Annotated in this window: 22 protein-coding genes; 16 read left to right on the top strand and 6 right to left on the bottom strand. The window is 73.1% G+C overall.

Features of this window, described 5'->3' with window-relative positions:
* The gene (locus ACFYT4_RS13035; protein WP_389267747.1) at positions 1–273 is read left to right on the top strand and encodes a DUF397 domain-containing protein; all 273 of its coding nucleotides are present in this window, start codon (positions 1–3) and stop codon (positions 271–273) included.
* Here the strand turns inward: ACFYT4_RS13035 and ACFYT4_RS13030 are convergent.
* Positions 266–1438, bottom strand: a complete 1173-nt coding sequence (locus ACFYT4_RS13030; RefSeq protein ID WP_389267650.1) for an 8-amino-7-oxononanoate synthase — start codon at positions 1436–1438, stop codon at positions 266–268. The genes ACFYT4_RS13035 and ACFYT4_RS13030 overlap by 8 nt on opposite strands.
* Before the next feature lie 169 nt (positions 1439–1607).
* Here ACFYT4_RS13030 and bioB point away from each other — a divergent pair, with 169 nt between their 5' ends.
* The 4 genes from bioB to ACFYT4_RS13010 all read left to right on the top strand — a co-directional run bounded on the left by bioB (position 1608) and on the right by ACFYT4_RS13010 (position 5984).
* Positions 1608–2750 (top strand): biotin synthase BioB, encoded by a 1143-nt coding sequence (gene bioB, locus ACFYT4_RS13025; protein ID WP_389267649.1) that lies wholly within the window; start codon positions 1608–1610, stop codon positions 2748–2750.
* Complete coding sequence (locus ACFYT4_RS13020) at positions 2743–4032, top strand: adenosylmethionine--8-amino-7-oxononanoate transaminase (RefSeq protein WP_389267648.1); 1290 nt, start codon at positions 2743–2745, stop codon at positions 4030–4032. The genes bioB and ACFYT4_RS13020 overlap by 8 nt, the downstream gene beginning before the upstream one ends.
* A 226-nt stretch (positions 4033–4258) precedes the next feature.
* Positions 4259–4972 carry a dethiobiotin synthase gene (gene bioD, locus ACFYT4_RS13015; protein ID WP_389267647.1) on the top strand — a complete coding sequence of 238 codons (714 nt, stop codon included), beginning with the start codon at positions 4259–4261 and terminating at the stop codon, positions 4970–4972.
* A gap of 280 nt (positions 4973–5252) precedes the next feature.
* Positions 5253–5984: a class I SAM-dependent methyltransferase gene (locus ACFYT4_RS13010; RefSeq protein WP_389267745.1), complete on the top strand. Its 732-nt coding sequence runs from the start codon at positions 5253–5255 to the stop codon at positions 5982–5984.
* A 188-nt stretch (positions 5985–6172) separates the two neighbouring features.
* Here the strand turns inward: ACFYT4_RS13010 and ACFYT4_RS13005 are convergent, their stop codons facing one another.
* On the bottom strand, positions 6173–7153 hold the full coding sequence (locus ACFYT4_RS13005) for a helix-turn-helix transcriptional regulator (RefSeq protein WP_389267646.1): 981 nt from the start codon (positions 7151–7153) through the stop codon (positions 6173–6175).
* A 62-nt stretch (positions 7154–7215) separates the two neighbouring features.
* Here ACFYT4_RS13005 and ACFYT4_RS13000 point away from each other — a divergent pair, with 62 nt between their 5' ends.
* Positions 7216–7569 carry a YybH family protein gene (locus ACFYT4_RS13000; RefSeq protein WP_389267645.1) on the top strand — a complete coding sequence of 118 codons (354 nt, stop codon included), beginning with the start codon at positions 7216–7218 and terminating at the stop codon, positions 7567–7569.
* 140 nt (positions 7570–7709) lie between these two features.
* Here the strand turns inward: ACFYT4_RS13000 and ACFYT4_RS12995 are convergent, their stop codons facing one another.
* The gene (locus ACFYT4_RS12995; RefSeq protein WP_389267644.1) at positions 7710–8027 is read right to left on the bottom strand and encodes a hypothetical protein; all 318 of its coding nucleotides are present in this window, start codon (positions 8025–8027) and stop codon (positions 7710–7712) included.
* A 54-nt stretch (positions 8028–8081) separates the two neighbouring features.
* On the opposite strand from ACFYT4_RS12995, the gene ACFYT4_RS12990 reads away from it, so the two are divergent.
* The 10 genes from ACFYT4_RS12990 (at position 8082) to ACFYT4_RS12945 (ending at position 20729) form a co-directional block, all read left to right on the top strand.
* Positions 8082–8813, top strand: a complete 732-nt coding sequence (locus ACFYT4_RS12990; protein ID WP_389267643.1) for a MerR family transcriptional regulator — start codon at positions 8082–8084, stop codon at positions 8811–8813.
* Between the two features lie 239 nt (positions 8814–9052).
* A complete protein-coding gene (locus ACFYT4_RS12985) occupies positions 9053–9961 on the top strand; it encodes an ABC transporter ATP-binding protein (protein WP_389267642.1) in 909 nt (302 codons plus the stop codon).
* An 8-nt stretch (positions 9962–9969) separates the two neighbouring features.
* Positions 9970–12534 (top strand): ABC transporter permease, encoded by a 2565-nt coding sequence (locus ACFYT4_RS12980; RefSeq protein ID WP_389267641.1) that lies wholly within the window; start codon positions 9970–9972, stop codon positions 12532–12534.
* 55 nt (positions 12535–12589) lie between these two features.
* The gene (locus ACFYT4_RS12975) at positions 12590–13474 is read left to right on the top strand and encodes a TIGR03621 family F420-dependent LLM class oxidoreductase (protein WP_389267640.1); all 885 of its coding nucleotides are present in this window, start codon (positions 12590–12592) and stop codon (positions 13472–13474) included.
* A gap of 100 nt (positions 13475–13574) precedes the next feature.
* Entirely contained in the window at positions 13575–14015 is a 441-nt protein-coding gene (locus tag ACFYT4_RS12970; protein ID WP_389267639.1) for a GNAT family N-acetyltransferase, read from the top strand.
* 382 nt (positions 14016–14397) lie between these two features.
* Positions 14398–15789, top strand: coding sequence for a hemolysin family protein (locus ACFYT4_RS12965; protein ID WP_389267638.1), 1392 nt, complete (start codon positions 14398–14400; stop codon positions 15787–15789).
* Positions 15786–16799, top strand: a complete 1014-nt coding sequence (locus tag ACFYT4_RS12960; RefSeq protein ID WP_389267637.1) for a hemolysin family protein — start codon at positions 15786–15788, stop codon at positions 16797–16799. The genes ACFYT4_RS12965 and ACFYT4_RS12960 overlap by 4 nt, the downstream gene beginning before the upstream one ends.
* A gap of 134 nt (positions 16800–16933) precedes the next feature.
* Positions 16934–17713, top strand: coding sequence for an SGNH/GDSL hydrolase family protein (locus tag ACFYT4_RS12955; RefSeq protein WP_389267636.1), 780 nt, complete (start codon positions 16934–16936; stop codon positions 17711–17713).
* Positions 17714–17788: 75 nt separating this feature from the next.
* Complete coding sequence (gene purB, locus ACFYT4_RS12950; protein ID WP_389267635.1) at positions 17789–19222, top strand: adenylosuccinate lyase; 1434 nt, start codon at positions 17789–17791, stop codon at positions 19220–19222.
* 349 nt (positions 19223–19571) lie between these two features.
* The gene (locus tag ACFYT4_RS12945) at positions 19572–20729 is read left to right on the top strand and encodes an ROK family transcriptional regulator (protein WP_389267634.1); all 1158 of its coding nucleotides are present in this window, start codon (positions 19572–19574) and stop codon (positions 20727–20729) included.
* Between the two features lie 66 nt (positions 20730–20795).
* On the opposite strand, the gene ACFYT4_RS12940 is transcribed toward ACFYT4_RS12945, so the two are convergent.
* The 3 genes from ACFYT4_RS12940 to ACFYT4_RS12930 form a co-directional block, all read right to left on the bottom strand.
* Entirely contained in the window at positions 20796–21560 is a 765-nt protein-coding gene (locus ACFYT4_RS12940) for a GntR family transcriptional regulator (protein ID WP_389267633.1), read from the bottom strand.
* 260 nt (positions 21561–21820) lie between these two features.
* Complete coding sequence (locus ACFYT4_RS12935; RefSeq protein ID WP_389267632.1) at positions 21821–22705, bottom strand: RNA polymerase sigma-70 factor; 885 nt, start codon at positions 22703–22705, stop codon at positions 21821–21823.
* A gap of 246 nt (positions 22706–22951) precedes the next feature.
* Positions 22952–23986 (bottom strand): DMT family transporter, encoded by a 1035-nt coding sequence (locus ACFYT4_RS12930; protein ID WP_389267631.1) that lies wholly within the window; start codon positions 23984–23986, stop codon positions 22952–22954.
* Positions 23987–23992 lie beyond the last annotated feature (6 nt).

Here is a 23992-nt window from a genome sequence, read left to right as displayed (position 1 = left end):
GTGTCCGCCGACTCCGCGACCGTCTCTCCCGCACCTCTCGGCCCGGCGTCCGCACCGCTCCCGCACGGCGCCCCCGGGAACCACGACAGCGCCTTAAGGTGGCGGCGCAGCAGCCGCAGCACGGGCATGAACAACTGCGTCGAGGCGGCCAGGCTGCCCGACGACACCCTGGCCGTACGGGACTCCAAGGACGTGTCCCGCCGGCCGCTGCGCATCTCGCCGCGGGCCTGGGACCGCTTCGTGACCACGGTCGGGGCGCGGAGCGTCAGCTGACCGGCGCGGCCTCGGTGAAGGCCCCGGGCGGGGCCGTCCGCACCACGGTCGCGACCGCCCAGCGGGCCTGACGGTCGGTCACATCGGCACGTGCCGTCAGCCGGAGCCGTGAGACGCCGTCCGGGACCGACGGCGGACGGAAGCAGCCGACTGCCAGTCCCTCCGACCGGCAGTCGGCCGCCCAGCGCACGGCGGCCTCGGGCGACGGCGCCCGGACCGAGACCACGGCGGCGTCCGGGCGTACGGCTGTCAGGCCCCCCGACGTGAGCAGGGCGTGCAGGGTCGCGGCGACCGTGCGCACGCGGGCCGCCCGTCCGGGTTCCCGGCCCAGCAGCCGCAGCGCGGCGAGAGCGGCGCCCGCGGCGGCCGGGGCGAGACCCGTGTCGAAGATGAAGGTCCGGGCGGTGTTGACCAGATGGTCGATGACCCGGGCCGGTCCGAGGACCGCGCCGCCCTGGCTGCCCAGGGACTTGGAGAGGGTGAGCATCGCGACGACCCCGGGGTCGCCCGCGAGCCCGGCGGCGTGCACGGCGCCGCGTCCGCCGTCGCCGAGCACACCGAAGCCGTGCGCGTCGTCCACGACCAGCGCGGCCCCCGCCTCCCGGCAGATGTCCGCCAGGCGGGGCAGCGGCGCGGCGTCGCCGTCGACCGAGAACACCGCGTCGGTGACGGCCAGCGCCCGCCGTCCGGGGTGCGCGGCGAGGGTCGTGCGCACGGCGTCGGTGTCGGCGTGCGCGGCGATCACGGTCTCGGCGCGGGAGAGCCGGCAGCCGTCGACGATCGAGGCGTGGTTGGCCGCGTCCGAGACGATGAGCGAGCCGCGGGCGGACAGCGCGGTCATCACGGCGAGATTGGCCGCGTAGCCGGAGGAGAGGACGAGAGCGGCCTCGAAGCCGCTGAAGGCGGCGAGTTCGCGTTCCAGGTCGGCGTGGAGCTCCGTGCTGCCCGTGACCAGCCGGGAGCCGGTGGCGCCGGCGCCCCAGCGCCGGGCGGCCTCCGCGGCGGCCGCGGTGATCTCCGGGTGGTGGCACAGGCCGAGGTAGTCGTTGCCCGCGAGGTCCAGCAGTTCCGGCTCGGCGGGGCGCGGCCGGAGCGTACGCACCAGACCGGCGCGCTCACGGCGGCCGGACTCCTCATGGAGCCAGCCGAAGGGATCCTGGGTCATGGTGGTCCGGTCCTCGTGCGCCCCGTTCGTCGGGGCCTTTTGTAGGCAGCCCACAGACACTAACCGGGGGCGGACCGGGAATGGATGTGGTCATACACACACTTCGGAGAGGCTCTCTTGTGAGGTTCCGACTTTCCCGGGGGGAGTGCCGTACGCCAGGATCGGCGCCATGGACCTTCTGAACACGCTGGTGGAGAAGGGGCTGCGGCGCGAGCTGCCGACCCGCGAAGAGGCGCTCGCCGTCCTGGCGAGCTCCGACGACGAACTGCTCGACGTGGTGGCCGCGGCCGGCAGGGTGCGCCGTGAGTGGTTCGGCCGCCGGGTGAAACTCAACTATCTCGTCAATCTGAAGTCGGGCCTGTGCCCGGAGGACTGCTCGTACTGCTCCCAGCGGCTCGGGTCCACGGCGGAGATCCTCAAGTACACCTGGCTGAAGCCCGACGACGCGTCGCGGGCGGCGGCCGCGGGGGTCGCGGGCGGTGCCAAGCGCGTCTGTCTGGTGGCGAGCGGCCGCGGACCCACGGACCGGGACGTCGACCGGGTCTCCCGGACGATCGAGGCGATCAAGGAGCAGAACGAGGGCGTCGAGGTGTGCGCCTGTCTCGGGCTGCTCTCCCAGGGGCAGGCGGAGCGGCTGCGGGACGCGGGCGCGGACGCGTACAACCACAACCTCAATACGTCCGAGGGGACGTACGGGGACATCACCACCACCCACACCTACGCCGATCGGGTGGACACGGTGCACCGGGCGCAGGCGGCGGGCCTGTCGGCGTGCTCCGGACTGATCGCGGGCATGGGCGAGAAGGACGAGGACCTGGTCGATGTGGTCTTCTCGCTGCGCGAGCTGGACCCCGACTCGGTTCCGGTGAACTTCCTGATCCCCTTCGAGGGGACGCCGCTGGCCAAGGAGTGGAACCTCACCCCCCAGCGCTGTCTGCGGATTCTCGCGATGGTGCGGTTCGTCTGCCCGGACGTGGAGGTACGGCTCGCGGGCGGGCGCGAGGTCCATCTGCGCTCGCTGCAGCCGCTCGCGCTGCATCTCGTCAACTCCATCTTCCTCGGGGACTATCTGACGAGCGAGGGCCAGGCGGGCCGGGCGGATCTGGACATGATCGCGGACGCGGGCTTCGAGGTGGAGGGCGCGGGTACGACGACGCTGCCGGAGCACCGGGCGGCCGGCGGCTGCGGCGGGGGCGCGGTCTGCGCCGACGGGCCGCCGAGCGCTCCCGCCGAGGCACCGGCCGGGGCCCGTACGGACCTGGTGACGGTACGCCGCCGGGGCGCGGGCACGGATGTGGCGCCCAATGCCTGAGCTGTCCGTTCCGGAGCTGGTGGCGCTGGACCGGGCGCATGTCTGGCATCCGTACGGGCCGATGCCCGGCCGCGCCGATCCGCTGGTCGTGGAGTCCGCGTCCGGGGTACGGCTGCGGCTGGCCGGACCCGTCCACGGCCGGCGCGAGCTGATCGACGGCATGTCGTCGTGGTGGTCCGCGATCCACGGCTACAACCACCCCGTCCTCAACGAGGCGGCGCGCGGCCAGCTGGACCGGATGAGCCATGTGATGTTCGGCGGGCTCACCCATGAGCCCGCCGTCCGGCTGGCGACCCGGCTGGTCGAGATCACCCCCGGGCCCTTGCGGCACGTCTTCCTCAGCGACTCCGGTTCGGTCTCCGTCGAGGTGGCCGTCAAGATGTGCCTCCAGTACTGGCGCTCCGTCGGCCGCCCGTCGAAGCAGCGCCTGCTCACCTGGCGCGGCGGCTACCACGGCGACACCTGGCAGCCGATGGCGGTGTGCGACCCCGACGGCGGAATGCACGGCCTGTGGACGGGAGTCCTTCCCCGCCAGGTGTTCGCGAAGGCACCGCCCACGGAGTACGAGGAGCCGTACGCGGACCATCTGCGCGAGACCGTCGCCCGGTATGCGGACGAGGTGGCCGCGGTGATCGTGGAGCCGGTGGTCCAGGGCGCGGGCGGGATGCGGTTCCACTCCCCCGCGTATCTGCGGGTGCTGCGCGAGGCGTGCGACGACCACGGCGTCCTGCTGATCTTCGACGAGATCGCCACCGGCTTCGGGCGTACGGGCACGCTCTTCGCGGCGGACCAGGCGGGTGTCTCGCCGGACGTGATGTGCCTCGGCAAGGCGATGACCGGCGGTTATCTGTCGATGGCGGCGACGCTGTGCACCTCACGGGTGGCCGACGGCATCTCCCGGGGCGAGGTCCCGGTCCTCGCCCATGGCCCCACCTTCATGGCCAACCCCCTGGCGGCGGCCGTCGCCAACGCCTCGATGGACCTGCTGCTCGGCCAGGACTGGGCCCAGGAGGTCAAGCGCCTGGAGACCGGCCTGCGGGCGGGCCTCGCCGAGGCGGCCGACCTGCCCGGCGTCACGGACGTGCGGGTGCTCGGCGGCCTCGGCGTCGTCCAGCTGGACCACGAGGTCGACCTGCCCGCGGCCACGGAGGCGGCGGTCCGCGAGGGGGTGTGGCTGCGCCCCTTCCGCGATCTGATCTACACCATGCCGCCCTTCGTGACCGAGGACGCGGACCTCGCCCGGATCTCCACGGCGGTCCTCGCGGCGGCGCGGGCAGGGTAGCGACCCGTGCCGGGAACGGGCCGACTCCGGGACGGGCACGGCGGGCCCCGCGGGAGGGGCCCGGCGCCTGCGCCCCGAAGGACCCCGCAGCGGGCGGAACAGGTCCCGCGGGAAAGCCGGGTTCCGCGCGGAAGCGGGAAGCGGGAAGCAGCACGGAGGCCGAGTGCCGCGCGGAAGCGGGAAGCAGCCGGGAAGCCGGGTGCCGCAGGGAAGAGAGGATCAGCGCATGCGCGTCATCGTCGTCACCGGGACCGGGACGGAGATCGGCAAGACCGTCGTCACGGCGGGCGTCGCCGCCCTCGCGCGGGCGCGCGGGCGGTCCGTCGCCGTGCTGAAGCCGGCCCAGACCGGCGTCGCCGCCGGGGACCGCGGTGACATCGGCGAGGTGGCACGCCTCGCCGGGGACGTGAGCGGGGTGGAGCTGGCGCGGTATCCCGAGCCGCTCGCGCCCGCCACCGCCGCCCGGCGGGCCCGGATGGCCGCGGTGCGGCCCGAGGACGTGGCCGACGCGGCCGGCAAACTGGCCGCGGAGCACGATCTCGTCCTGGTCGAGGGCGCGGGCGGACTGCTCGTACGGTTCGACGGCGGCGGCGGCACCCTCGCCGACGCCGCGCGGCTGCTGCGCGCTCCCGTGCTCGTCGTCGCACCGGCCGCGCTCGGCTCCCTGAACTCGGTGGCACTGACCGGCGAGGCCCTGCGCTCGCGCGGGCTGGAGCAGCTCGGTGTCGTCGTCGGGAGCTGGCCAGGCGAGCCGGATCTCGCGGCGCGGTGCAATCTGGTGGATCTGCCCGAGGTGGCGGAGGCGCCGCTCCTCGGGGCCGTACCGGAGGGAGCGGGCCGGCTGGAGCCCGCGGAGTTCCGGGCGCGTGCCGCGGACTGGTTCGGCCCGCTCCTGGGCGGCTCCTGGGACGTGGAGTCGTTCACCGCGTCCGTACGCTGAGCTTCGTATCCGTGTGCGTGTGCGGGGCGCGGGTCCCGCGGGCCTTCGTTGCCGGAGATCGGTGCACCGGGCTCCCGTGCCGGGCGAACCGGTCACCCGGCTCCCGTACGCCGGACGGCTCCGCACCGCCACGGTGTCCCGCGCGCGGGCGCGGCCGCCGGCAGCCTCCCGCTCCCGTCACCCCGGCGCCGCGCACGATCTCGCCGCCCGGGGATTCCGCTGCCGCCGGGAGGTGAGGAGAATGGGCGTGAGACGGAATCCATCCTCCCGAGGAGCCGCGATGCGCCTGCGCGCCAGTGCCCTGCCCCGGGACGCCGTCCACCACCCGGTGTTCGCGCGTTTCTACGCCAGGTTCAGCGTGGCCGCCGACAAGAAGGGCGGCATGGCCGCCCACCGCGACGAACTGCTCGCCGGTGTCTCCGGACGGGTGATCGAGATCGGTGCGGGCAACGGCCTGAACTTCGCGCACTACCCCTGCGCCGTCTCCGAGGTCGTCGCCATCGAGCCGGAGCGCACCCTTCGGGTGCTCGCCGCCCAGGCCGCCCACCGGGTGGAGGTCCCGGTGGACGTCGTGCCGGGGGCCGCCGAGGCGCTGCCGGTCAAGTCCGAGGCGTTCGATGTCGCGGTCGCGTCGCTGGTGCTGTGTTCCGTACGGGACCTGCCCCGCGCCCTCGCCGAGATCAAGCGGGTGCTGCGCCCGGGCGGTGAGCTGCGGTTCTTCGAGCACGGCCTGGCCCCGGACAAGGGTATGGCCCGCACCCAGCGGGTGCTGGACCGTACGGTCTGGCCCCTGCTGTTCGGCGGCTGCCACACCGCGCGGGACCCGCTCGCGGCGATCGAGGCGGCCGGTTTCCAGCTCGGCGTCCACCGCCGCCTGACGGTTCCCGAGCACGGGCCGAAGGTGCCGTCCTCGCCCTGTGTCCTGGGCGTGGCCCGCCGCCCCTTCCCCGACCCCGGACAGGGCCCCGGACAGGGCCCCGGAATCCCGGCTCAGTCCCCAGGACCGAAGTAACCGGTGGGTCAGGTCTCCCTGTTGTCGGCCACCTCGCCGGGGTGGAGTACGTCGCGGGGCTGACGAAGGTGCCGGCCGAGGAGTGGTGGGGGCCTCCGCGAGGAGGTGACAGGTGCCGCGGGGTCAGGGCGCGTTCCGGCGAGCCCGGCCGGCGCCTGTCGGCTTCGGCGGCGTCCCGCAGACGGCGGCTACTCTCGGGATGACACTCCGTAGCGGGTGGCGATCGCGGCGGCGTGGTTGCCCAGGGAGTCGCGCAACCACTGCGGAGCCAGGGCTTCCGCGTTCATGCCGAGGCGCCACAGCGCCCATTCGGCGTGTCTCGGATCCTGGAAGGTCACCTCCAGCCGCAGCCGGCCGTCCGCGTCGGTTTCTTCGGCGAGGACGGCCAGCGCGGTGCCCACCAGGTCCTCCCGCCGCGCCGGGTTCATCCGTACCAGCACGGTGACGTGGTCGCCGCCGGTCCGAAACCGTGTGCTGCGTTCCTGCCAGGCCCGGTCCAGATCGACCCGGTCCGGTCGCTGTGCCGGTTCGGCGAGTTCCTCGGCGGCCAGGACGCGGGACAGCCGGTAGGTGCGGTCCGCGCCGGACCGTGTGGCCAGCAAATAGCCCTGGTCGCGCACGGTGACCAGGCCGATCGGGTCCACCGTGCGCCACTTCGGGGTCTGGTCCACGGCCGCGTAGTGGATGCGCAGCTTGTGTCCGGCGAACACCGCGCGCCGGACCTCGGCCACGACGGCGTCAGGCACCTCCTCGGCGACCAGTCGACGCGAGAGGAGGTCGGTCTCCGGGTCGATGAGCAATCGCTGAGCCGCGCCGGCCGCGGTGGCCCGATAGCTTTCGGGCAGCGCGTCAACCACCTTGCGCATGGCCGAAGCGAGCGCCGAGTCGAGTCCGAACGTCTGCGCGCCGCGCCGCGATCCGGCGACCAGCAGGGCGAGTGCCTCGTCGTGGTTCAGTCCGGTGAGCTCGGTCTGAAAACCGGGCAGCAACGCGAAACCGCCGTGCCGACCGCGTTCGGCGTAGACCGGGACGCCGGCTGCGGACAGCGCCTCGATGTCGCGCAGCACGGTGCGGGTGGACACCTCCAGCTCGCGGGCCAGCGCGGTCGCGGACAGCCGACCGTGCTGCCGCAGCAGCAGTACCAGCGATACCAACCGGTCGGCGCGCATACAAAAATTCTAGAGGAATACGTGACACAGGATGTCGTGTATTCGTTGGGAGGCTGATCGGCATGACAGACAAGAAAGTGGCCACTGAGCCGAACGACCTGGGCAGGTACTTCATCGAGCGCGCCAACGCGGGCGATGTCGACGGGCTGGTGGCGTTGTACGAGCCGAACGCCGTGCTGGCGTTCCCGCCGGGCAACCTCGCGACCGGACATGCGGAGATCCGCACAGTGTACGAGCAGTTCGTCGCGGCCGCGCCGGTGCTCTCGCCGGGCAGGCAGCACCCGGCGCTGGTGACCGGCGACCTGGCCCTGACCGCGGCCACGCTGACCAACGGCGACGTGACCGTCGAGGTCGCCCGTCGCCAGCCGGACGGGTCGTGGCTGTGGGCCGCGGACCAGCCGGCACTCGCGCCGTAGCGGGGTGGCGGTGGGCCGGCGTGACCGAGCCCACCGCCGCGCAGCGGCGCGCCGTTCGTCCGCGCGCCGCTCTCGGCGAGTTCCTCAGACATGGACGTGACGTCCCGCCACACCACCGAGCCGGCCGGGTGCCGCGATCCTCAGTCGCGGGGTCCGTCGGCCGACTCCCTCAGCAGCCGGTCCAGCTCGTCCCCGGCTTCCTCGTACCCGGCGTCGGCGATCCGCTGCAGCTCGCGCAGATCACCGGCCGCGACCGCGCGCCGGGTGAGCAGGAACCCGGCGCGCGGGGATCCCTCGTCCAGCAGCTCGCTCAGCTCCCCGAGGTCGCCGGCCGCGTCTGCGAGGCCGGCCAGCCGGTCCAAAGCGGTCTCGTTGCCCTGATCGGCCGGCTCGCGCAGGGTCTCCCGATCGATGTCCGTGCTCGTGCTCGTGCCCGTGTTCGTGTTCGTGTTCGCCATGACCCCATGCTGCGCCCCTGCCCCAGGGGAAGGGTCAAGTGGGACGATGACCGGGTGATCACCATCGGACAGCTGGCCGCGTACGCAGGAGTGTCGGTCAAGACCGTCCGCGTCTATCACGACAAGGGACTGCTCCCCGAGCCCGGCCGCGACGCGTCCGGCTACCGGCGGTACGGCGCGAACGACGCCATCGCCCTGATCAAGATCCGGACCCTCGCCGAAGCCGGTGTCCCCCTGGCCCGTATCCGGGACCTGGGATCGGCGACCGACGAGGAGTTCCAGCGGGCGCTGCGCGAGGTCGACGACGAACTCACCGCCCGCATCCGCGGCCTTCGGGCCACGCAAGGCCGCCTGCGCCGGCTCGCCGCCGGGCCCCCGGCACCGCTGCCCGCCGAGGTCGGGGCCCACCTGGAGCACCTGGCCGGGTGGGGATTCACGCCTCGGTGGGTGGACCTGCAACGCGACCTGTGGATCCTCGTGTTCGCGACCCACCCGGACCGCGCGACGGCACTGTTCCACGACCAGGCCGATTCCCTTGCCGACCCGGCGCTGCGACGGCTCCACCTCGACTACGACCGGGCGTACGACCTCGACGCCGACGATCCCCGTATCGACGACCTCGCCCGCCGGATCGCCGTGGCGACCCGGGAACGCTACGGACCGGGCGCCCCGCCCGAGCTGGACCCGGCCTCCGAGATCCCCGCCCTCGTCCAGGGCTCGGTCAACGACTCGTCCCCGGCGTGGCGGCGGCTCGACGCGCTCATCCGCGCCCGGCTGGGCCCCTGACCCGGCGGGCGCGGACGTACGGCCCCGGCCGCGTGCGGAAACCGGTCGGCGCGCCGCGAACCGCGCGGGCCGGACGTCGTCCGACGCGGTACCGGGCCGCCTCCCGGGACGGCGATGGCGGGTGCCCCTTACATCGACCTGAAACCGGGCCCTGCGAGGGATACCCGCGCTTGTTCGCCGCCCACTAACCTCGTTGGATCGTACGGGAGTTCGGTGCGGCCACGATCCGGGAGGCGGCCTTGTCCACACCTGCTACTGCACCCACCCACGGCCCGTCCGGGGATGTCCCGATCGCCGCGCGCGCACGGGCGCTCACCAAGGCGTACGGCAGCGGGGAGACGGCCGTACGCGCGCTGGACGGCGTCGACGTCGACATCGCGCGCGGCCGGTTCACCGCGGTCATGGGCCCGTCCGGCTCCGGCAAGTCCACGCTGATGCACTGCCTCGCCGGTCTGGACACCGTCTCCGCCGGCCGGGTGTGGCTGGGCGACACGGAGATCACCGGTCTGAGGGACCGCGAGCTGACCCGGCTGCGCAGGGACCGGATCGGATTCATGTTCCAGGCGTTCAATCTGCTGCCCACCCTGACCGCCGCCGAGAACATCACCCTCCCGATGGACATCGCCGGGCGCAGACCGGACCGGGAGTGGGTCGAGCGCGTCATCGACACCCTCGGGCTGCGGGACCGGCTCCGGCACCGGCCGGCGCAGCTCTCGGGCGGTCAGCAGCAGCGGGTGGCCTGCGCGCGGGCCCTGGCCTCCAGGCCCGAGCTGATCTTCGCCGATGAACCCACGGGCAATCTCGACTCCCGGGCGGGCGCCGAGGTCCTGGGCTTTCTGCGGGAGGCCGTGGACGGGCTGGGCCAGACCGTGGTGATGGTGACCCACGACCCGGGCGCCGCGGCACACTCGGATCTGGTGCTGTATCTGGCGGACGGACGGATCGTCGACGTCATGCCGGATCCGACCGCGCAGGCCGTACTGGAGCGGATGCGGCTGTTCGCCGGAAGCGGGGATCTCCGCCGCGACGGCCGGGCCCGGGAGGGGGCGCCCGGCGACCGCGATCCGGGCGCACGGCCCCGGGCCGGGCATCCCCCGGGGCACCCGGACCACGACGACCGGGCCCCCGGCCCCGGCCGTGAGAGCTGAGGCCCCCGATGCTGAGGGCGACCCTGCGGAGCTTCTTCGCGCACAAGGGCAGGATGCTGCTGTCGATGCTCGCGGTCCTGCTGTCCGTGGCCTTCGTCAGCGGCTCGCTGATCTTCTCGGACACGGTCTCGCGCACCTTCGACCGGCTCTTCGCCTCCACCGCCTCCGATGTGCAGATCCTGCCGGAGGAGGGCATCGGCGAGTCCCTGCCGACCGGCGTCCTGCGAACCCTGCCCGCCTCCCTGGCCGAGCGCCTCGGGTCGGTCGACGGCGTCAGGGCCGCGCACGTCGAGGTGAGCGCGGAGAACATCACGGTCGTCGACGAGAAGAACGACCCGGTGGGGCCGACGACCGGTGCGCCGACCATCGCGACCAACTGGTTCGTCACCGAACGCAGCCCGGTGAAGCTCACCGGCGGCCGGGAGCCGCGCGGGCCGGGCGAGGTGATGCTCGACAAGGACACCGCCGACAACAGGAAGCTGGGCATCGGGGATTCGCTGACCCTCCATGCGCAGCCCGGCTCCTTCACGGCCGAGGTCGTCGGCATCGTCACCTTCACCACCACCAACCCGGGCGCGGCGCTGGTCTTCCTGGACACGCCGACCGCCCAGACCAGGCTGCTCGGCAGGGCCGATGCCGCCACCTCGATCTCCCTGGACGCGGCCGACGGTGTCGCCGACGCGGTGCTCAAGGAGCGGGTCGCGGCCGTACTGGGCGACGGATACGAACTGAGGACCGCCGACGAGCAGGCCGAGTCGTCGGCGGCCGAACTGGGCGGATTCCTCGATGTGATCAAGTGGCTGATGCTGGGATTCGCCGGGGTCGCCGTTCTCGTGGGTGTCTTCCTGATCGTCAACACCTTCTCGATGCTGATCGCCCAGCGCACCCGCGAGCTGGGGCTGCTCCGGGCGCTCGGCGCCGACCGCCGCCAGGTGCGGCGCTCGGTGGTCACCGAGGCGTTTCTGCTGGGCCTGATCGGTTCGACGCTCGGACTGGCCGCCGGGGTGGGGCTGGCGGCCGGACTGATCGCGCTGATGAGCGCGTTCGGGATGAATCTGAGCGCCGCCGAGATGGTGTTCGGGGTGGCGACTCCCGTGTCGGCGTACGCGGTCGGGCTCGGCGTCACCTTCCTCGCCGCGTATCTGCCCGCCCGCCGGGCGGCCCGCGTCTCGCCGATGGCGGCGCTCGCGGACGCCGAGATCGCGGGCGTGGGGCGGCCGCTGAGGGTGCGGGCGGCCGCCGGGACCGTGGTCGCGGTGGCGGGCGCCGCCGCGCTCACCGGCAGCGCCGTGAGTACGGAAACCTCCTCGGCGGCCGCCCTCCTCGGGCTCGGTGTCGTCCTGACGCTGATCGCGACCGTGGTGGCGGGCCCGCTGCTGGTCCGGCCGGTGATACGGGTGCTGAGCGCGGCCTTTCCCCGGCTGTTCGGGCCGGTCGGCATGATGAGCCGGCGCAACGCCCTGCGCAATCCCCGGCGTACGGGCGCGACCGCGGCCGCGCTGATGGTGGGTCTGGCGCTGGTCACCGGGCTCTCGATCGCGAGCGCGTCGATGACGGAGTCCTTCGACAACGAGATCGACAGGACCCTCGGCGCGGACTTCGTCGTACAGAACGGATCCTTCCTGCCGTTCCCGCAGGAGATCACGGAGAAGGTGCGGGAGGTCGAGGGCGCCGGGACGGTGGTACGCCAGCGCTTCGCTCCCCTCGCGCTGTCCCTGCCGGACGGCGAGCGGGTGGAGACCACGGCGTCCGGCTACGACCAGCGGCTCGACGAGGTGGCTCGCGTGACGTACGCGGGCGGGGACACGGCGGCGGCGCTCGCGACGGACCGCATCGGCATGGCACGCGACTTCGCCGAGGAGCACCGGGTCCGGGTCGGATCGGTGCTGGAGGCGGAGTTCGCCGGCGGGCGCAGGGCCCGGCTGACGGTCGGGGCGCTGACCGACATGAGCCAGAGCGGCGGTCCCGGTATGGCGGGCGGTGTGATGATGGGCATGGCCACGCTGGAGAAGTACCTGCCGGGCGGGCAGGAGATCACGGTCTATGTGAACGCGGCGGGCGGAGCCGGCGAGGACGCGCTCCGCGAGGGTCTGGAGGCGGCGCTCGACCCCTATCCGCAGGTGCAGGTGCGGGACCGGGCGGACTACAAGGAGCTGGTCCGCCGGCAGATCGCCGTGATGCTCTATCTGGTGTACGCGCTGCTGGGCCTCGCGATCGTCATCGCCGTCCTGGGGGTGGTGAACACCCTCGCCCTGTCGGTGGTCGAACGGACGCGGGAGATCGGACTGCTGCGGGCCATCGGGCTCTCCCGCAGGCAGCTGCGGCGCATGATCCGGCTCGAATCCGTGGTGATCGCGGTCTTCGGCGCGCTGCTGGGGCTGGGGCTGGGCATGGTGTGGGGTGCGGCCGTCCAGCAGGTGCTGGCGCTGGAGGGCCTCACCGCATTCGCCGTGCCGTGGGGCACGGTGGTCGCGGTGGTGGTCGGCTCGGTGGTCGTGGGGCTCGCCGCCGCGGTGCTGCCCGCGCTGCGCGCGTCCCGGATGAACGTGCTGTCCGCCATTTCCCACGAGTGATCGACGCTCCCGCGTGTGAACGGCGCGAGAGAGCCTCTCGTATGGAGGAGTACGTATGACCCGCCCGTTCCGGTTCTCGGTGAACATGACGATCCCCGCCGACGGCGCCGTGTGGCGCGACAAGTGCGGAAGGGCCGAGGCACTCGGCTACGACGTGATCCAGGTGCCCGACCACCTGGGGATGATGGCCCCGTTCCCGGCCCTGGTGGCCGCGGCGGAGGTGACCCGGCGACCCCGGCTCGGCACCTTCGTGATCAACGCGGGCTTCTGGAATCCGGCGCTCCTCGCTCGCGAGATCGCCACCACCGACGCCCTGACCGGCGGCAGGCTGGAGATCGGCGTCGGCGCGGGCTATGTGAAGGAGGAGCACGACCGGGCCGGTCTGGACTTCCCCGGCCCCGGCGGCCGGGTGGACCGTCTGCGGCACACGGTCGAGGAGCTGATCCGGCTGCTGGAGGACGCGGAGCATCTTCCGCGCCCGGCCCAGCGGCCCCGCCCGCCCCTGCTGATCGGCGGCAACGGCGACCGGGTGCTGAAGCTGGCCGCCGACCACGCCGACATCGTCGCCTTCAGCGCCGGCCGGGACACCGGGCAGGGGCTGGTACCGATCGACGCCGGTCAGCTGGACGAGCGGGTCGCCGCCTACCGCAGGCTGGCGGACGAGCGGGCCGGAGAGCAGGAGCTGAATCTGCTCCTCCAGGTCCCCACGGTCACCGACGACGCGCTCGCGGCGGCCGAGGCCCTGCTGGCGCAGGCGCCCGGTCCGGCGGGTGTGAGCGCCGGGGCACTGCTGGCGTATCCCCAGATCGCGATCGGCACGGTCCGGGAGATCGCCGACAAACTGCGCGCCCAGCGGGAACGGTACGGCTTCACCTACATCTCGGTGCTCGACCCCTTCATGGAATCCTTCGCTCCGGTCATCGAGGAGCTCCGGGACTGACCGGACGGCCGGGGAGCGCAGGAGCGGACGCGGCCGTCCGCCGCCGTGTCCGCCCGAAAGCCAGTGGCGGGCCCGCGGCTGCGCGTGCTTGGCTCGGACCATGGACGACCTGCGCATACGCACCGCCGTGGCCGCCGACGCCGAGACCGTACTGGCGTTCTGGAGAGAGGCCGCGGAGGGCACGAGCATCACGGACGACGTGGACGGCGTCACCCGTCTCGTCGCCCGCGATCCCGAGGCGCTGATCCTGGCCGAGCAGGACGGCAGGCTGGTGGGCTCGGTGATCGCCGGGTACGACGGGTGGCGCTGCTCGCTGTACCGGCTGGCCGTCCTTCCCGCGCACCGGCGCCGGGGCATCGCGACCGCGCTGCTCCGGGCGGCCGAGAGGCGGTTCGAGGCCGTGGGCGGCCGGCGCGGGGACGCGATGGTGCTGGAGGCGAACGAGCGGGCGCAGCGGGCCTGGTCGGCGGCCGGGTACCGCCGTGAGGACCACTGGCGGCGCTGGGTCAAGCCGTACACCGGTCCCGTACGGACGGGCTGACGACCGGCCGGCGGCTCGACGGGAGGGACGGCCCACCCGTCGGCGGCTCACCCGCCGCCGGCTCGACGGCGCGCTTCGCACGGGACGGCTCCGGGCGGTGCCCGCCGCCCGCGGCACTTCCGGCGATGCGTACCGTACGGGGACGACTTCCGGCGGCGCGTACCGTACAGGTTCAGGCGTCGGCTGCCCATGGGGACGCCTCCGCGAGGCCGCCGGACAGTACCCGGCCCGTCCTCGTGAGCGACTTTGCCGGTCCTTTACGATGGGTGGACCATCACTCTCCCTACGAAAGGTGTGAGCGTCCGTCCATGGACGAGCCTCCCAGTAGCACACATCGAGCGTTCCTCCTCCCCCTGCCCGATCATGGGACGGAGGTGACCCGATGACCGAAGTGCTCCTCCTGTTCGTGGCGGTGCTGCTCTCACTCGCCTGCGGTGTCTTCGTCGCGGCGGAGTTCTCTCTCACCACGGTCGAGCGCGGTGACCTCGAACGGGCCGCCGAGCGCGGGGAACGCGGGGCGGCGAGCGCCCTGCGGGCCGTACGGGGTCTGACCTTCCAGCTCTCGGGCGCGCAGCTCGGCATCACCGTCACCAATCTGGTCGTCGGCATGCTCTCGGAACCGTCGATCGCCAAGCTGATCCGGGGTCCCGTCGAGGATCTCGGCTTCTCCCCCTCCGTGGCGTCGTCGGCGGCCCTGGTCATCGGTACGGCGCTGTCGACGGTCGTCCTGATGGTCGTCGGTGAGCTGGTCCCCAAGAACTGGGCCATCTCCTCCCCGCTCGCGGTGGCGAAGGTGGTCGCGCCCGCGCAGCGGCTGTTCACCGCCGCCTTCAAACCGCTGATCAGCCATCTGAACAACACCGCCAACCGCATTCTCCGCAGGCTCGGCATGGAGCCGACCGAGGAGCTGGCGTCCGCGCGCAGCCCCCAGGAGCTGGTCGCGCTGGCCCGTCACTCCGCGAAGGAGGGCGCGCTGGAGGCGGACACGGCCGAGCTGTTCGTCCGCACCCTGAGCCTGGCCGAGCTGACCGCGGAGAATGTGATGACCCCGAGGGTCCAGGTCACCGCGCTGGAGGTGCAGGCCACCGCGGAGGACGTCGCCAACGCCACCCGCGCCACCGGGCTGTCCCGCTTCCCCGTCTACCGGGGCAGTCTCGACACGGTCGTGGGGATCGCGCACATCAAGGACGTCCTGGCGATCCCGGCCGCTCAACGGGCCCGGCACCGCGTCTCCGAGGTGCTGCGCGAGCCTCTGCTCGTACCGGAGTCGCTGACCGTGGACCGGCTCATCGACCGGCTCGGCGGCCGGTCCACCATGGCCGTGGTCATCGACGAGTACGGCGGCACGGCCGGAGTGGTGACGATGGAGGACATCGTCGAGGAGGTCGTGGGCGAGGTGCGGGACGAGCACGATCCGCACGAGACCCCGGATCTGGCCCCCGCCGGGCAGGACGCGGACGGCCGCATCCTGTGGTCCGCCGACGGCGCGGCCCGTACGGACCAGCTGGAGCGGGCCGGTCTGAAACTGCCGGACGGGCCCTACGAGACGCTCGCCGGACTGGTCGCCACCGAGCTGGGGCGCATCCCCGTCGAGGGCGACCGGATCGACCTCCAGGGGTGGCGGCTCGACGTGGTCGACGCGGCCGGGCGGCGTGCCGCCAGGGTGCTGATGCACGCGCCCCTGCCCTCCGAGACGGACGGTGAGCCCGATCCGCCCGACTCCGGCCAGCGCTCGGGCTCCGGCTCCTATGGTTCGAGGGGGGCCGGACGATGATCGCGATCCAGTTGTTCATCGGCCTGATGACCCTGGTGGTCAACGCCTTCTTCGTCGGCGCCGAGTTCGCCCTGATCTCCGTGCGCCGCAGCCAGATCGAACCGGAGGCCGAAGCGGGCAACCGCCGGGCCCGCAGCGTGCTGTGGGGCCTGGAGCACGTGTCGGCCCTGCTGGCCGCGGCCCAGCTCGGGATCACCCTGTGCACCCTGATCCTCGGTATCGTCGCCGAGCCCGCGATCGCGCATCTGCTGGAGCCGGTGTTCGACGCTGTGGGCGTGCCCCACGGCGCGGTGCACCCGATCTCCTTCGTGATCGCGCTGTCCCTGGCCACCTATCTGCACATGCTCCTCGGCGAGATGGTGCCGAAGAACATCGCCCTGGCCGAGCCCACCCGCAGCGCCCTGCTGCTGGGCCCGCCGCTCGTCGCGGTGGCGCGTGCGCTGCGTCCGGTGATCTTCACGATCAACGCCTTCGCCAACGGTCTGCTGAAGCTGCTGCGGGTCGAGGCCAAGGACGAGGTCGCCGCGACCTACTCGGACGACGAGCTGGCCCGGATGGTCGCCGACGCCGGTGACGCCGGACTGCTCGACGACCGGGCGGCCGAGCGGCTGCGCGACGCCCTGGAGCTGGGCCGGCGCCCGGTGCGGGACGTCGTCATGCCGGCCGAGCGGGTCGTGTACGCGCGGGCCGGGACCACCCCGGAGGACCTGGAGCAGCTGGCGGCCGAATCCGGGTTCTCCCGCTTCCCGGTCGTCGACGCCCAGCGCAGCATCCTCGGCTATCTCCATGTGAAGGACGCCCTGGACGCGGCTCCGCGTGACGAGCCGTTCCCGGTCACGGCGCTGCGGCCGATCGCACGCGTCCGCGCCACCACCCCGCTGGACGACGTGCTGACCGCGATGCGGCGCAGCCGGACCCATCTGGCGGCGGTCCTGGACGAGGACGGGCGGCCGGAGGGGCTGGTGACGATGGAGGACGTGCTGCGGGAGCTGGTGGGCAGGCGCGGCTGACGCCCGCCCGACCCGGTGCCCGAGGGCCCGTTCCGGACGCCTCCCGAGGCGCCCGGGACGGGCCCGCCGTTCTCCGCCGGCGGCCCGCACGAAGCCCGGGCCACGGTGCTACCGCACGGTAGGATTACTCGGCCATGGAGATGACTGCCAACTACACGAGCTTTGTCGCGCTGGGCGATTCCTTCACCGAGGGCATGTCCGATCTGCTGCCCGACGGCTCGTACCGCGGCTGGGCGGATCTGCTGGCGGCCAGGCTGGCGGCCCGTACTCCCGGGTTCCGCTACGCGAATCTCGCCGTGCGCGGCAAGCTCATCGGCCAGATCGTCGAGGATCAGATCGACACGGCGGCGGGGATGCGCGCCGATGTGGTCACGCTGGTCGGCGGCCTCAATGACGCGCTGCGGCCCCGGTGCGACATGGGCCGGGTGCGCGCGCTGCTGGAGGAGGCCGTGGAGAAGCTGACGCCGTCGTGCGGCCGACTGGTCCTGATGCGCAGCCCCGGCCGGGACGGTGCGGTGCTGGAGCGCTTCCGTCCGCGGATGGAGGAGCTGTTCGCCCACATCGACGAGCTGGCCGCCCGGCACGGCGCGCTGGTGGTGGATCTGTACGGCTCCGGGGCGCTCGGCGACCGGCGGCTGTGGGACGCCGACCGGCTGCATCTGACGGCGGAGGGGCACCGCAGGGTCGCCGAGGCCGTCTGGCAGACGCTCGGCCTCACGCCGGAGGACGACTGGCGGGCACCGCTGCCGCTCGCGGCCCGCGCGGGATGGGCCGCGAGGCGGGCCGAGGACCTGCGGTTCGCCCGCCGGCATCTGGGCCCCTGGATCGGCCGCCGGCTCGCCGGCCGCTCCTCCGGAGACGGCCGCCTGGCCAAACGCCCCGAGCTGCTGCCGTACGAGCCGCCGCGCCCGTGACGCCCCGTCCCGTCCCGCGCCCGGGACCGGGGCGCTGGCCTGCGTAAACCGCCAGTAGAATCTCGCCGTGTGACTGTGTCTGCGAAGCCTCGTATCCCGAACGTCCTGGCCGGCCGCTATGCCTCCGTGGAGCTGGCGGCCCTGTGGTCCCCCGAGCAGAAGGTGCGGCTGGAGCGTCAGCTCTGGCTGGCGGTGCTCCGCGCGCAGAAGGACCTCGGTGTCGAGGTGCCCGACGCCGCCGTCGCCGACTACGAGCGGGTGCTCGACCGGGTCGATCTGGCGTCCATCGCGGAGCGCGAGAAGGTCACCCGCCACGATGTGAAGGCGCGGATCGAGGAGTTCAACGCGCTCGCGGGCCATGAGCAGGTCCACAAGGGCATGACCTCCCGCGATCTGACGGAGAACGTGGAGCAGCTCCAGATCCGGCTGTCGCTGGAGCTGATGCGGGACCGCACGGTCGCGGTGCTGGCCCGGCTCGGCAGGCTCTCCGCGGAGTACGCGGAGCTGGTGATGGCGGGCCGTTCGCACAATGTGGCGGCGCAGGCCACCACGCTCGGCAAGCGGTTCGCGACGGCGGCGGACGAGCTGCTGGTGGCGTACGGCCGTCTGGAGGACCTGCTGGGCCGCTACCCGCTGCGCGGGATCAAGGGGCCGGTCGGCACCGCGCAGGACATGCTCGATCTGCTGGGCGGGGACGCGGCGAAGCTCGCGGAGCTGGAGCAGCGCGTCGCGGGCCATCTGGGCTTCGCCCACGCGTTCACCTCGGTCGGCCAGGTCTATCCCCGCTCCCTCGACTACGACGTGGTGTCCGCCCTGGTGCAGCTGGCCGCCGCGCCCTCCTCGGTCGCCAAGACGGTCCGGCTGATGGCCGGGCACGAACTGGTCACCGAGGGCTTCAAGCCCGGCCAGGTCGGCTCCTCCGCCATGCCGCACAAGATGAACACCCGCTCCTGCGAGCGCGTCAACGGTCTGATGGTGATCCTGCGGGGCTACGCCTCGATGACGGCCGAGCTGGCGGGCGACCAGTGGAACGAGGGCGATGTGTCCTGTTCCGTCGTCCGCCGGGTGGCGCTGCCGGACGCGTTCTTCGCCTTCGACGGGCTGCTGGAGACGTTTCTGACGGTGCTGGACGAGTTCGGGGCGTTCCCGGCGGTCATCGCCCGTGAACTCGACCGCTATCTCCCCTTCCTCGCCACCACCAAGGTGCTGATGGGCGCAGTACGGGCCGGGGTCGGCCGCGAGGTCGCGCACGAGGCCATCAAGGAGAACGCGGTCGCCTCCGCGCTGGCGATGCGTGAGCAGGGCGCGGAGCGCAACGAGCTGCTGGACAAGCTCGCGGCGGACGAGCGCATTCCGCTGGATCGGGCGGGGCTGGACGCGCTGATGGCGGACAAGCTGTCGTTCACGGGTGCGGCCGGTGACCAGGTCGCGGCGGTCGTCTCCCGTATCGAGGAGATCGTCAAGCAGCACCCGGGCGCCGCCGGATACGCCCCGGGGTCGATTCTCTGACGTCTCCGGCGTACGGCGGGAACCGCGCGTCAGGGCATTCGTGCGTCGCGGGCGGCGGAGGTGCTCGGGGCCGCGGCCTGCGCCCTCTTCTCGACGGATGCCGGGCCGGCACCCCGCCGTCGCCCGGCACGGCCGGCCCTAGTAGGGCTTGGTCAGGTCGGCCCCGGTTCCCGGCCGGGGCGGTCGGGCGGGGTGACCCGCCGGGCCCCGGTCCACGGCGGCTGAGAGGATGGGGCCGGGCACTTCCGTTGCGGCCCTTGCAGTGACCGTGCGCGGCGAACGCCCAGCGAGTACCATCCGGCAGACATAAGCGCCCGAGCTGCACGAGCCGGGGCTGGAAGGACACACGGTGGGGCGGCTGACCGGCGGAGATCCGTCTTTGCTTCGGCGGATCAACTCGGCTGTGGTACTCCATGCGCTACGGGGGGCGGGTTCCCCCACGCTCACGGATCTGACCCGGATCACGGGCCTGTCACGGCCGACGGTCGAAGGGGTCGTCGAGGGCCTCATCGAGGCGGGGCTGGTCGCCGAGACCGTGCCGGTGGAGGGCGCCACGCGCCGCCAGGGCCGGCCCGCGCGACGTTTCCGGTTCCGGGTGGAGGCCGGTCATCTGCTGGGCATCGAGATCGGAGCGCACCGGGTCGCCGCGCTGGTCTCCGGCCTGGACGGCCGCATCATCGGCGCCGCGTCGCGCGAGGTGTCGGAGACGGCCTCGGCGGACGACCGGCTGGAGCGGGTACGCCTGGTGATCGCCGACGTCCTGCGGCGCACGGGTGTCTCCCGCGGCAACCTCCGTGCCGTCGGGGTCGGCTCCCCCGGCATCGTCGAGGCCGACGGGACCGTACGCCTGGGGACGGCGCTGCCGGGCTGGACGGGGCTGCCCCTCGGCCAGCGGCTCCAGCGCTCGTTCCGCTGCCCGGTCCTGGTGGAGAACGACGCGAACGCCGCCGCGGTCGCCGAGCACTGGAAGGGCTCCGCGCGGGAGTCCGACGACATCGTCTTCGTCCTGGCCGGTCTGAGCCCCGGCGCGGGCTCCCTGATAGGCGGACGCCTGCACCGGGGGTTCGGCGGCGCGGCGGGCGAGATCGGGGCGCTGCATCTGCTGGGCCGGGGGATGACGCCGGAGAAGCTGCTGTCCACGACCGACGAGCCGCTCCACCCCCTCGACGAGCAGGCGGTCGCCGATGTGTTCGCCCTCGCCAAGCAGGGCGACTCCCGCTCCCAGGCCGCGGTCGAACGCTTCATCCAGCGCCTGGTCCACGATGTGGCGGCCCTGGTGCTCGCGCTCGACCCCGAACTGGTCGTCATCGGAGGGTGGGCGGCCGGTCTCGACGGTGTCCTCGACCCGCTGCGCAACGAACTCTCCCGCTACTGCCTGCGCCCGCCCCGCGTCACCCTCTCCCTCCTCGGCGAGGCGGCCGTGGCGACGGGAGCGCTCCGGCTCGCCCTCGACCACGTCGAGGAGGAACTCTTCGCGGTGGAGAGCACGGTGACCGCCCGCAGCTGACCCGGGGCCCTGCGGGCCTCCGTGCGCCGCCGGGCGACGGCGGCGGACCCGGTGTCGGGCCCGCGCTCAGGAGGCGCGGCGCTCCTCGTCGTGGTGCCGTATCTGCACGTCACCCGAGTCACCGAACGTGAGACGGCAGGTGTCCGCCCGGTAGGTGGCGACGGACACCGCCGCCGTCCGGCCCCGGGAGAAGTAGCGCGTGGTGACCATCAGAACCGGCGCGCCCGGCAGCCGGTCGAGCTCCCTGGCGTCATCGGCGCGGGCCGCTCCCAGTTCCACCGAGCGGTCCTGGCCTTCGAGGTCGAGGCGCTGGAGCTCGCGCAGCACGCCACGCGCGCGTGCCTCTCCGGACGGGGCGTCTATGGCGGAGAGCTCGGGCACGGAGGACACGGGGACATAGAGGAGCTCGGCCGCGACGGGCTGCCCGTGGCTGACGCGCAGCCTGCGCAGGGCGTGCGTCGCCTCACCGGCTCCCGTGCCCAGCAGGCGCGCCACCGGAGCCGGCGGAACCGCCTTCGCGCAGTCGAAGGACTGCCAGGTGTCCTGCGTGGAGCCGGGCCAGGAGTGCTCGGTGGTGGAGACGTCCACGCCCACGCGCGGCGGGGCGACGGTCGTACCGACACCGCGGCGCCGCTGGAGCCGTCCTTCGAGTTCGAGCTGTTCGAGTGCCTGTCGGAGCGTGGCGCGGGCGACTCCGAACCGCGCGGCCAGGTCCCGCTCGTTCGGAAGGATCTCCCCCACCGTGAAGTCGGAGTCGAGCGCCTCGCCGATCACGTTCTTCAGGTGCCAGTACTTCGGTTCCGGCACAGATTCCAGTTGCGTGGTCCCCACCCTGATCCTCCGCAATCGCCGTCTCAGCGGCGGTTATTCCGCGCCTTTGTTTTTTAAAGGTTCCTGCACTATCTCTGCGACGATAGGGCGGCATGCCACCTTGGTCAAGACCAATCCTCCGTCGGTCATGGGGCGAAGTCGACTCGGTTCGACGAGCGTTCACAGGGCGTTAGCACCCCAGTGAAGCGCGCGCCGTCCGGAAGCCCATGTCTTTTCGGACAGGGGGCCTGACGTGCGAGGGAAGGGAGGGGACCGAGGGACTACAGAGACGTCATCCCGGAGAGCTTGTCGGGGTTCCGCAGGATGTACACACGCTGAATGCGTCCCTCCGCGACCTCCAGCTGCAGGACGGTGTCGGGCACTCCGGCGGAGAGCACGAGGACAGCGGGCGAACCGTTGGTCTCGACGATCCGGATCTCCATGTCCGGAATCGATCGTTCCGCCACCCCTTGGAGGAACCGTCCGATTTTCTCCGCGCCCTCGATGATCCGCAGGGGCGCCTTGGCCCTGCCCCCGCTGTCACCGATCAGGCGCGCGTCGGGTGCGAGAAGGCTGAGCAGCGCGTCCAGATCGCCACCGGACGCGGCGACGAGAAAGCGCTCCGTCATGGCGCGGCGCTGCGCGGGATCCACCTGGTAGCGGGGCCTGCCCTCCTCGACGTGCTTGCGCGCCCGGCCCGCCATCTGGCGTACGGCCGGCGCGGACCGGTCGAGGATCGCCGCGATCTCCGCGTACGGGAATCCGAACGCCTCGCGCAGGACGAACACCGCGCGCTCCGACGGGGACAGCGACTCCAGGAGGACCAGTACGGCGAGGGAGACGGATTCGGCGAGAACCACCCGTTCGGCCGCGTCGGGGGTGGTACTGCCGAAGTCGGTGGCGATCGGCTCGGGCAGCCAGGGGCCGATATAGGACTCGCGCCTCGCCCGGATCTGCCGCAGGCGGTCGATCGCGAGCCGGGTGGTGACCCGGATCAGATAGCCGCGCGGCTCCTCGACGTCGTCGCGCCGCCGTGCCGACCACCGCAGCCACGCGTCCTGGACCACGTCCTCCGCGTCGGCCACCCGGCCGAGCATGCGGTAGGCGACACCGGCCAGCAGGGGCCGGTACTTCTCGAAGACGTCGGTCGGTGTATCGGTCGCCACCCCGCCATCCCAGCCGACCGGTCCTCCGGTGTCCAGCGGCCCGGGTGCGACGCACTTCACAGGCGGGCGTGATGACCGGACCTCCAGCGGGTGCGCGCGGGCGTCGTGGCCCGGTAACACCCGGACGCGCCCGGCCCTGCGCGGCGCCGAAGGGCCGTGCGTACGGCCACGGACCACGCAGGGCGCGTCCCGACGACCGGAGCGCGGCGCGGACCGGTTCCGGGCCGGGCGCCCCGGCCGTACCGGCTATGCGGGGCCGTGCCGGGTGGCAGCGGCCGGCCGGTGGCCGTCCGGAGCGCTCCCGCCCGGCGCCGCGTCGGCGCGTGGCGCACCGCCCGGTGCCCCGGCGCCCGCAGCGGTGTCCCCCGGCGGCGGCCCCGGGGGCCTGTCTCCGAAGACACCCGAGCCGAGGGCCGCTCCCGCGCCCACCAGCACGCCGCCGGCCGCCTGCGCCGCGCCGAAGGTGCCGGCGCCGACCAGGGGCGCGGTGAGCGCGGCGGCGACGGGGATCATGCCGGTGAACAGCGTGGCCCGCTCGGTGCCGATGCGCTGAACGCCCATGTACCAGGTCACGAACCCCACGACGGTGACCACGGCGGCCTGCCACAGCAGCGCCAGGGTCTCGGTCTGCGTGGGCGTACGGACGACGGCCGCACCGTCCAGGACCAGCCCGATCACCGTGGCCTCGACGGCCGCGACCGCGCAGACGCACGCCGTCAGCAGCCGGGGACCGAGCGGCCGCAGCACCGGCGCGGCCAGGACGGCGAATCCGACCTCGCCGACGAGCGCGCACACCGACCAGGCGATACCCGCGGCGTCGGTGCGGCCCCAGCCCTGCACGGTGAAGGCGCCCAGGGCGACGAGGAGCGCTCCGTACAGCACCGGCCGGGTGGGGCGTCTGCTGTCCGTCAGGGGGACGAGCACGGCGACGATAACGGGTGCGCACCCGACGAACACGCCCGGGACCGCCGGCTCGGAGGTGCGTTCCGCCGCCAGGATCGCCAGATTGAACCCGACCATGCCCACGCCCGCCACCAGCGCGATCCGCCCCCACTGGCGCGCGGTCAGGGCGCGCAGTGGGCCGAGTGCGGCCCGCCCGCCGAGCAGGGGCAGCAGAAGCAGGAAGGCGAGGGCGTAGCGGACGGCCTGACCGCCCGCGTACGGGTAGTCGCCGAGCAGGCTGTTGGCGGTGAAGGAGGCTCCGACCAGGCAGTAGGCGAAGGTGACGAGGAGGATCCCGTGCAGGGCCCGGGAGTTCAGGGGATTCGTCCGGCGGGTCATGAGGGC

The sequence above is a fragment of the Streptomyces sp. NPDC004609 genome, from assembly GCF_042873655.1.
In the GTDB taxonomy this organism is placed as follows: Bacteria; Actinomycetota; Actinomycetes; order Streptomycetales; family Streptomycetaceae; genus Streptomyces.
Note: the sequence above shows the minus strand (reverse complement) of the source record. Positions and strands in the feature narration are given on the sequence as shown.